The organism is Allorhizocola rhizosphaerae (genome assembly GCF_003426775.1).
GTDB classification, from domain to species: Bacteria; Actinomycetota; Actinomycetes; order Mycobacteriales; family Micromonosporaceae; genus Allorhizocola; species Allorhizocola rhizosphaerae.
Window position 1 is genome coordinate 1 of the sequence record NZ_QJUG01000292.1, and the last position, 8,928, is coordinate 8,928.

Genomic DNA, 8,928 nt, shown 5'->3' on the forward strand with positions numbered 1-8,928 from the left:
CGTTGTGCCCGGCGGGGGTCGCGTCGCCGCCCGGCTCGGTGGTGGCGGCCCGCCAGGCGGCGTCGCCCTTGGGCTGCGGGGCCGGCGTGGCGAGCGTGCGCAGGAACGAGGCGACTCCCGCTGCAAGGTCGCCCGCGCCGGTCGCGACCCGCTCGACCATCTCCGGATCGGGGTCGCGCACCGCCGCGATCACCTTGCACAGCGGGCACACGCAGCACTCGGCGCTGCCTGTGGACAGCTGAGGGTTGGCGTTGGCGGCGACGGTCGCGGCCGCGAGCACGGTGGCGACCAGCCGCTCAGCCTCCTGCCGGGCCGAGCCCGGCTCGGAGAAGGACGACAGTGGGTTCACTTCTCGGCCTGCTTCTTGAGCTCCTTGAGCGCGGTGTCCATGATGGCCCGCTCGGCCTTCTTCTTGAACATGCCGAGCATGCCCACCGCCAGATCCACGGACAGGGTATAGGTCACCGTGCACGTCCCGTCACCGTTGTCGGCGATGTCGTAGGACCCACTCTGGGCCTTCTGCATCTTGGACGGCTCGACGAGGTGCCACTCGATCCGCGAGATGTCCTCGGCATAGTCGTAGGCCAGCGTGTACTCGTCGCTGAACACACCGGCGTCGATGACGAACCGGACCTTCGCCGGGTACCCGTCCTCATATTCCTCAAGAACCTCGGCCGCCTTGATCGCCTGGGTCCAGCTCGGATAGGAGGGGTAGTCGCAGATGATCTCGGCAATGCGGGCCGGGTCAGCGTTGATGACGATCGACTGGGACGAGGATTCCGCCATGTCCAGGAGGTTACAGTAACTCCTACGGGTAGGTTTTTGGCTGTGGAGTACACGCAAGCCCCCGTGGCGGTGATCGACGATCAAGCCCAGCTCACCGATCCCGTCTGGTTCAACGCCGAGCACCACCCGCAGGTCGTGCAGTTCGTGCACGACGGCCGCGAAATCACCTGCGCGCAGTTCGGCGACCAGGTGGCACGCCTCGCGGCGGGCATCCGCGACGCCGGCATCAGGCCGGGCGACCGGGTCGCGCTGATGTCCAAGACCCGCTACGAGTGGACGCTGATCGACTATGCGATCCTGGCGGCCGGCGCGGTCACCGTCCCGATCTATGAGACGTCCAGCGCCGAGCAGATCTCCTGGATCCTTGAGGACTCGGGTGCCAAGGCCGGATTCTTTGAGACGGTACCGGACAACGCCCCGCAGATCGCGTGGCAGATCGACGATGGGCTGCCGTTCGGCGAGGCCGCCGGGTTCGAGCGGCATCGCGGGCCGGCCGACGACACGGCGACCATCATCTACACCTCCGGCACCACGGGCCGGCCCAAGGGCTGTGTGCTCACGCACCGCAACATGCTCTCGGACATCTCCAACGCCATCCCGGTGCTGTCGCGCCTGTTCCACGAGGGCGCGTCCACGGTGCTGTTCCTGCCGCTGGCGCACTCGTTCGCGCGCCTGCTGCAGACCGGGGTCGTGCAGGGCCGCGTCGCCACGACGCACACCGCCGACCTCAAGAACCTCGTGGCCACGCTCGCCGAGGTGAAGCCGACGTTCCTGCTCAGCGTGCCGCGCGTGTTCGAGAAGGTCTACAACACGGCGCGCCAGCGGGCGCACGCCGACGGCAAGGGCGCGATCTTCGACCGGGCCGAGCGGGTGGCCATCGCCTACTCCGAGGCGCAGGACCGGCCCGGCGGCCCGGGGCTGATGCTCAAGCTGCAGCACGGCCTGTTTGACCGTCTGGTGTACTCCAAGCTGCGGGCCGTGCTCGGCGGGCGCTGTCACAGCGCGATCTCCGGCGGTGCCCCGCTCGGCACGCGCCTTGGCCACTTCTTCCGCGGCATCGGCCTGGTCGTGCTGGAGGGCTACGGGCTCACCGAGACCTCGCCCGCGATCACGTTCAACCGCGAGGGCGCCATCCGGATCGGGACGGTCGGGCAACCCCTGCCGGGCGTGACCATCCGCATCGCCGACGACGGCGAGATCCTGTGCAAGGGCGAGATCGTGTTCGCCGGGTACCGGAACAACCCCGAGGCGACCGACGAGGCCATCGACGGGGAGGGCTGGTTCCACACGGGCGACATCGGCGCGCTCGACAGTGACGGATTCCTGACAATCACGGGCCGGAAGAAGGAGATCCTCGTGACCGCGGGCGGCAAGAACGTCGCCCCGGCCGTGCTCGAAGACCGGATCCGCGCCCACCCTCTGATCAGCCAGTGCATGGTTGTCGGCGACCGCAGACCGTTCATCGCCGCGCTAATCACGATCGACCAGGAGGCGCTGGCGGCCATGCCCCAGCCACCCGAAGATCTTCGGGCCGAAATACAGTCAGCGGTCGATGATGCCAACAAGGCGGTCTCGAAGGCCGAGGCGATCAAGGCGTTTCGCATCCTGCCCCGTGACTTCACGGAGGCAACCGGCGAACTCACCCCGTCGCTGAAGGTCAAGCGGGCCGTCGTGATGAAGGAATACGCGGACGAGATCGATGCCATCTACGGCCGTTGAGACCACCTTCGGGGGCGGACGCCGCCCGTCGGGACAAAACATCAGCGCCCACACGGTCGGTGTGGCGCTGCGGGTCACGCTGCTCGTGCTCATCGCCGGGCTGGTGTACCTGGCCACGGGCGACCCGGTCCAGCTGACCTGGATCGGGCTGCTCGCGATCGCCTCCATCCCGGCCGTGTTCGCGCCGAACCAGCGGTTCGCGGCCCCGCTCGGGCGCCTGGCCGAGGTCGTGCTCGTGGGGCTGGCCGCAAGCTCGGTGGCCGTGGCGGCGGACGCATCGGGGTCGGTGAGCAGCGGGGTCGGCGCGGCGGCGGTGCTTCCGTTCCTAGCCGTGCCGCTGACGGCCGCCACGTTCCAGGAGCGGCCGCTGGAGTCCGCGGGCCTGCTGAGCCTGGCCGCCACCACGCTGACGGTCGCGGGGTGGTTCACGAAGTCGGCGGGGATGACCCAGCTGGGGCAGGTCGGATACCTGGGTGTGTGCGCGCAATGGCTCACCCTCTCGGCGATCGGGGCCATCACGGCGGGCGCGATGCAGCGGGCCATGCTCGCGCGGCGCGCCCCCCAGCCATACGCGGAGGCAACGCGCCTGCTCACGCAGCTGCGCCAGGTCGCGCGCCAGCTGCCGGGGGCCACGCTCGACCCGGGCAGCATCGCCGAACACCTGCTGGAGGAGCTGCGCTCGATCGGGCGCGCCGACCGCAGCGCGGTCTTCGCGGCCAGCGGGGGCGGGCGGCTGGAGGTGCTCGCGCAGAACGGGGTGGAAGGCGACGCGTCAACGCGGGCCGTGTGGGAGACCCATCTGGACGCCGATTCGGCGATCGCGGACGCGTGGGCGAGCCAGCAGCCGCAGGTGGCCGGACGGACGCAGCTGCGCACGCACGGCTCGCTGGCCAACGACCCGGTCTCGGCACTCGTCGTGCCGCTGGTGGCCGGGGTGCGCACGGTCGGGCTGGTCGTCCTGGAGCGCGATGGCGTGGGTGGGTACCCGCCGAATTTGACAAATAGGATCATCTCCACGGCGGCGCCGGCAGCTCTACGGTTGGAGGCGGCCCTGCTGTTTGACGAGGTCAGGTCGCTGGCGACCAACGAGGAGCGGCAGCGGCTGGCCCGCGAGATCCACGACGGGGTGGCGCAGGAGCTCGCGATGATCGGCTATGGCATCGACAACGCCCAGGCCGGGCTGCCCGACAACGTGGAGCAGACAGCCGCCGACCTGCAGGAACTGCGCGGCGAGGTGACGCGGGTGATCACCGAGCTGCGGCTGAGCCTGTTCGAGCTGCGCACCGAGGTCGATCGGCACGGCGGGCTCACGGCCGCGATCGCCGAGTTCGCCCGGATCTCGGGCAACCAGGCGGGCCTGAAGGTCCACCTGTCGCTGGACGAGACCGGCCGCCTGCCCGCTTCGGTAGAGTCGGAACTGCTACGGATCGCGCAAGAAGCGATCACCAACGCGCGCAAACACGCGTTCGCGGCTAATCTGTGGGTCGTGTGCTCGATAGATCCGCCGTTTGCTTCTATCGAGGTGTCGGATGACGGACAGGGGCTGTCCGACCAGCGTAACCAGGGCAGCTATGGTCTTGCGATCATGGCTGAGAGGGCGGAACGTATCCGTGGCCGGCTTGAGATCCGACCAAGGGAGCCGAGCGGGACAACCGTCGCAGTGGTCATAGGTGGGACCACTAGACAGGAAACGCGCACCACGAGATAACGTGTTACCACCTTTTTAGATAGGGAGAGAGCGGGCATGTCTACCAACGCCGTGCCGACAGGGGGTCGGACGAGAGTTCTGCTTGTCGACGACCACGACCTGATCCGCAAAGGTCTCCGGCACGCGTTTGAGCGCGACCGTCAGTTCGAGGTCGTCGGCGAGGCCGGCACGGCCGCCGAGGCGGTGCGCCAGGCGGGAGCCCTGCACCCCGACGTGGTGATCATGGACCTGCGCCTGCCCGACGGCAGCGGCCTGGAGGCCACCCGCACGCTGCGCAAGTCGAGCGCCAACATGGGCATCGTCGTCCTGACGATGTATGCGGGCGACGACCAGCTGTTCGGCGCGCTGGAGGCGGGCGCGAGCGCGTTCGTGCCCAAGACGGCGCCGGCCGACGAGGTCGTGGCGGCCGCGCGGCACGCGGCGTCCGCGCCGAGCGCGTTTACGGCCGCCGATCTGGCCGAGGCGATGAAGCGCCGGCTCACCCCGAGCGGGCCGCAGCTGTCGCCGCGCGAGAGCCAGGTGCTCAAGCTGCTCGCCGAGGGCATGAGCGTGTCGGGCATCGCCAAGCAGCTGTTCGTCAGCGAGTCGACCGCCAAGACGCACATCTCCAAGCTCTACGAGAAGCTGGGCGCCGCCAACCGGGCTCAGGCCCTGATGACGGCGTTGCGGCTCGGGTTGCTCCAGGCCCCGGACGCGCCCAACCTATCCTGATCTCATGGGTCGTCACTCCTCTTCTCCGCCCCTCGGGGACGGATCGCTTGAGCCTGACTGGTTGGCGCGTGCCCGCAGCGAGGACAACCCGCTGACCATGGCCAAACTGGACAGCGGATACGTGGTCTTCGGCAGCACGCAGTTCCTGCCCGGCTATTGCGTGCTGCTGTCCGATGTGGACGAGGCCAACCACCTGACGGATCTGCCGTTCCACAAGCGGCAGCTGTTCCTGGCCGACATGGCGCTGCTGGGTGAGGCCGTGTTCAACGCGTGCAGCGGATACGATCCGGCGTTCCGGCGGATCAACTACGAGATCCTCGGCAACACCTATCAGCACCTGCACGCGCACGTGACGCCCCGCTACAGCTGGGAGAAGCCCGAGTTCCAGGCCGGTCCTATCTGGAAATACCCGGAGGAGGTGCGCAACGCCATCTCGGCCGACCCCATCAAGTCCGACCGGGCCGAGGAGTTCGACGCGCTGCGCGAGTCCATCATCGCCGAGTTGCGCCGGCTCGCCTGATCGCGGTGCGCACGCTGCTGGTCACCAACGACTTTCCACCCCGGCCGGGTGGGATCCAGCGGTTCGTGCACGACCTGGCGATCCGGGTCGGCGAGTTGGTCGTGTACTCGTCGGATTGGCGGGGGTCCGCAGAGTTCGATGCGGCGCAACCGTTTCCGGTGGTGCGGGAGCGCACGTCGGTGTTGTTGCCGACGCCGTTCGTGCGGCGACGGGCGCTCGCGCTTGCCCGGGAGCACGGGTGCGACCGGGTGTGGTTCGGTGCGGCCGCGCCGTTGGGCTTGCTGGCGCGGCACTTCGACGCCGGGCGCAAGGTGGCGCTGACGCATGGGCATGAGGTGGGCTGGGCCGCGCTACCGTTGGCCCGCACGGCATTGCGGCGCATCGCAGATGGGTGCGACGTGGTCACCTATCTCACGTCATATCAGCGGGAGCGGCTCGAACCGGTGATCGGCGGGCGCACCGCGCTGGAGCGGTTGGTGCCCGGCGTCGACAGCACGATGTATTCGCCCACTGTGGACGGTGCGGCGGTGCGGGCACGGCATGGGCTGACCGATCGCCCGGTGATTGTGTGCGTCTCCCGTCTGGTACCCCGCAAGGGCCAGGACACACTGATCCGCGCACTGCCGTTGGTGCTGAAGGCGGTACCGGATGCGGTTTTGCTCATTGTCAGCGGCGGGCCGTATCGCTCCACTCTGGAGCGGATGGCCCGGGAGGCCGGGCTGGGCCAGCGCGTGGTGTTCACCGGTTCGGTGCCGTGGGAGGAGCTGCCGCAGCACTTCGCGGCCGGCGACGTGTTCGCCATGCCGTGCCGCACGAGGCGGCGCGGGCTGGACGTGGAGGGGCTCGGCATCGTCTACCTTGAGGCGTCGGCCGTCGGGTTGCCCGTCATCGCGGGCGACTCGGGCGGGGCTCCCGATGCGGTGCGCGAGGGCGAGACGGGTTTCGTGGTGCCGGGGCGTGACGTGGGTGCGCTGGCCGAGCGGTTGGTGACGCTGCTGCGCGATCCGGCGCTGGCGCGCAAGATGGGCACGGCGGGCAGGCAGTGGGTCGAGTCCGAGTGGGGCTGGGACACGCAAGCGACACGGCTACGCGAGCTGCTCGCATAGCGTGACAGCCGCGACGACGGCAACAGGCCTGGGACAAGCAGGCCGCACGACTACGCGAGCTGCTCGCGTAGGGTGACGGCGGTGACGACGGCAACCGCGGCACACCTGATCGCGAGCGCATAGAACGCGTTGGCGATGTGCGTGTGATCGGCGAGAGCCGCGACCGACACTGTCACCACCGCGCTCAGGCCGAGTCCGGCCGCGTTGGTGGCGCCGAAGACGAACCCGGCCCGGTGCTCGGGCACAGCGTCCAGCAACATGCTGCGGGTCGCCACTCTGGCCAGCCCCACCATGGCTCCCGCAAATGTGGCCAGGGCCGAAAACAGGAACGTGACGCCGTTGAAGATGAACAGCGGTGTCGGGCCGAACAGGTGGATGGCGAATCCGCCCGCCGCTCTCCGGTGATCTCTACCACCCTAGGAACTCGGAGGCGCCACGCAGCCGGGTCTTCAACAGCGATTGGGTGTACGAGCAGTCGAGCCGCACATCGAGCGGGCCGGGCACGTTCCTTGGGCCTTTGCTGAAGCGCGCTGGGTCGAGTCCGTCGCGCTTTGCCACGAGCATGCCCAACTCGTAGCGGCTCAACGCCTCGGCACCCGCAACGTGGAACACGCCTTTTTCGGTGGAGTCAGCCAGTTCGAGGAGCGCGCAGGCCAGGTCGCTCACGTCCACCGGGCACCGAATATCGTCGGTGAACAGCACCGGCGGCAGGGTCACGCGCGGCGGGATGATCAGCGACGTGCGAACGATGGCGGCGGTCGGATCGATCGCGCGCACAGCGGTCTCGGCCGCCGCCTTGGCCGCGCCGTAGGGCCAGCACGGATCGGGCACGGCCCATTCGTCATACGGCTCGCCCGCATTCCCTGAAAAAACCGCATCACTGGACACGTGCACGAGTCGGGCTCCTGCTTTGCGGGCTGCCACGGCCACATTGGCCGCCCCATCGGCCGTAGTGCGCCAATCGCTTTGCTTGTAAGCGGTATGGACCACGACATCGGGCCGCACCGTCGAGAAGTCCACCGCCTCACGGATGTCCATCCTCACCCACGAGACGTCGGCGTCCCCGACCCGGCTCGCATACGTCGCGACCACCTCGTGCCCATCCGCAATCGCCTGCCGCACAACCGCTCCACCGAGCGTCCCACTCCCACCCGTCACCAAAACCCTCACCCACCCACCCCCTCTTCTCTTGCGTCGATCATGAACTTACGTCCATGTTCGGCGGCTTGGTCTCAACCGGTCGGTGCACACAGGAGTTGATCTAGGCGTTCGGCTGGGGTGTCCCAGCCGAGCGGGTCAGCGGGTGGTGCGGGCGTAGGAGCGGGCGTGGGCGATGCGCTCGACCGTGGTGGGGTGGCTGCCGAACAGCGTTTGCTCCCAAGCGGGCGGATCTGGGTCGCCGAGGTTGACGAGTGTGAGCCGGCGCTGCATCTGCTCGAACGTGGCCGGGTCGTCGGTGAGCGCCAGCGCGTGCGCGTCGGCGCGCGCCTCGATCAGGCGCGACACGTAGGCCTGCACCGGCGTGGCCGCGAGCCCGGCCAGACCGGCGATGGCCAGCAGCAGGCCGATCGAGCGCGGGTCGGCCAGGGTTTCGATGCCCGCCCGGCGCAGCAGCCCCGCCCAGCCGCCCACCAGATAGAGTCCAATCACGACGCCCGCGGCACCGAGCGCGCCGATCAGCGTGCCCGTGAGCACGTCGCGGTCCTTGGCGTGGCCCAGCTCGTGCGCCACCACGCTAGCGACCTCCGCCTCGGGCGCGTCCTTGAGCAGGTTGTCGTAGACCACGATGCGCCGCGTCGGCCCGATGCCGCTCACATAGGCGTTGAGCGCGGTCGTGCGCCGGGACGCGTCGGCCACCAGCACATCGCGCACCGGCACGCCATCGCGCTGCGCCAGCGCCAAAAGCTCGGTGCGCAAAGGCGATTCGGCCATCGGCGTGAACTTGTTGAACACCGGCTCGACCAACACCGGGAAGACGAACGTGAGCACCACGACCAGTGCGGCCGCGCCCGCCGCGCCCCATGCCCACCACCACACCGGGAACAACCGGGTCAGCCCGTAGAAACCGAGCAGGGCCACCGCGCCCAGCACGGCTCCCACCGCGTAACCCTTGAGCAAATCAACGGCCCAGCCGCCCCAGTCTTGAGTGGACAGTCCATATCGGACGAGGATGCTGTGCCGCCACGCGGCCAGCGGCAGCGTCACGATGTCGGCGAGCAGCAGCACCAGCAGCCCGCCGCCGAGCACCTTGGCCAGCCACGGCCCCGGCACGAGCGCCACCAGCTTGGCGCCCAGCGGGGTGAGCCCGAGCAGAAGGGCGAAAATCAAACCCAGAATCATGCTCGGGTATGCCACCCAGCGCAGCTCGCCACGCAGCG

General features: G+C 69.0%; 9 protein-coding genes and 1 pseudogene. 5 read left to right on the forward strand and 5 right to left on the reverse strand.

The window, feature by feature from the left end:
* Nucleotides 1-349 (reverse strand): annotated as a pseudogene (locus DM816_RS37385) (hypothetical protein); the annotation flags it as partial.
* Nucleotides 346-786: an SRPBCC family protein gene (locus DM816_RS37390; RefSeq protein ID WP_117215235.1), complete on the reverse strand. Its 441-nt coding sequence runs from the start codon at nucleotides 784-786 to the stop codon at nucleotides 346-348. The gene DM816_RS37390 and the pseudogene DM816_RS37385, both read right to left, overlap by 4 nt.
* A gap of 42 nt (nucleotides 787-828) precedes the next feature.
* Between DM816_RS37390 and DM816_RS37395 the strand changes: the two genes are divergently transcribed.
* Genes DM816_RS37395 through DM816_RS37415 form a run of 5 tightly spaced genes read left to right on the forward strand, consistent with a single transcriptional unit; the run spans nucleotide 829 to nucleotide 6,550 of the window.
* Nucleotides 829-2,505 (forward strand): AMP-dependent synthetase/ligase, encoded by a 1,677-nt coding sequence (locus tag DM816_RS37395; RefSeq protein ID WP_117215236.1) that lies wholly within the window; start codon nucleotides 829-831, stop codon nucleotides 2,503-2,505.
* On the forward strand, nucleotides 2,486-4,213 hold the full coding sequence (locus tag DM816_RS37400; protein WP_117215237.1) for a sensor histidine kinase: 1,728 nt from the start codon (nucleotides 2,486-2,488) through the stop codon (nucleotides 4,211-4,213). The genes DM816_RS37395 and DM816_RS37400 overlap by 20 nt, the downstream gene beginning before the upstream one ends.
* 36 nt (nucleotides 4,214-4,249) lie before the next feature.
* Entirely contained in the window at nucleotides 4,250-4,924 is a 675-nt protein-coding gene (locus DM816_RS37405; RefSeq protein WP_117215238.1) for a response regulator transcription factor, read from the forward strand.
* Nucleotides 4,925-4,928: 4 nt separating this feature from the next.
* The gene (locus DM816_RS37410; RefSeq protein ID WP_246002578.1) at nucleotides 4,929-5,444 is read left to right on the forward strand and encodes an HIT family protein; all 516 of its coding nucleotides are present in this window, start codon (nucleotides 4,929-4,931) and stop codon (nucleotides 5,442-5,444) included.
* Nucleotides 5,445-5,449: 5 nt separating this feature from the next.
* A complete protein-coding gene (locus tag DM816_RS37415; protein WP_425455325.1) occupies nucleotides 5,450-6,550 on the forward strand; it encodes a glycosyltransferase family 4 protein in 1,101 nt (366 codons plus the stop codon).
* Nucleotides 6,551-6,600: 50 nt separating this feature from the next.
* On the opposite strand, the gene DM816_RS37420 is transcribed toward DM816_RS37415, so the two are convergent.
* From DM816_RS37420 to DM816_RS37430, 3 genes are all read right to left on the reverse strand, one after another.
* Nucleotides 6,601-6,810: a hypothetical protein gene (locus tag DM816_RS37420; RefSeq protein WP_211589021.1), complete on the reverse strand. Its 210-nt coding sequence runs from the start codon at nucleotides 6,808-6,810 to the stop codon at nucleotides 6,601-6,603.
* A 148-nt stretch (nucleotides 6,811-6,958) separates the two neighbouring features.
* Entirely contained in the window at nucleotides 6,959-7,720 is a 762-nt protein-coding gene (locus tag DM816_RS37425) for an SDR family oxidoreductase (RefSeq protein ID WP_117215240.1), read from the reverse strand.
* A 126-nt stretch (nucleotides 7,721-7,846) separates the two neighbouring features.
* Nucleotides 7,847-8,928, reverse strand: a 1,082-nt coding sequence (locus DM816_RS37430; RefSeq protein ID WP_162908235.1) for a M48 family metallopeptidase, incomplete at its 5' end; no start/stop codon positions are given.

Excerpts from the sequence above, each read along its gene's own strand:
- DM816_RS37390 (WP_117215235.1), bottom strand. The coding sequence starts at position 786 with ATGGCGGAATCCTCGTCCCAGTCGATCGTCATCAACGCTGACCCGGCC.
- DM816_RS37400 (WP_117215237.1), top strand. The coding sequence starts at position 2,486 with ATGCCATCTACGGCCGTTGAGACCACCTTCGGGGGCGGACGCCGCCCG.
- DM816_RS37405 (WP_117215238.1), top strand. The coding sequence starts at position 4,250 with ATGTCTACCAACGCCGTGCCGACAGGGGGTCGGACGAGAGTTCTGCTT.
- DM816_RS37410 (WP_246002578.1), top strand. The coding sequence starts at position 4,929 with ATGGGTCGTCACTCCTCTTCTCCGCCCCTCGGGGACGGATCGCTTGAG.
- DM816_RS37420 (WP_211589021.1), bottom strand. The coding sequence starts at position 6,810 with ATGTTGCTGGACGCTGTGCCCGAGCACCGGGCCGGGTTCGTCTTCGGC.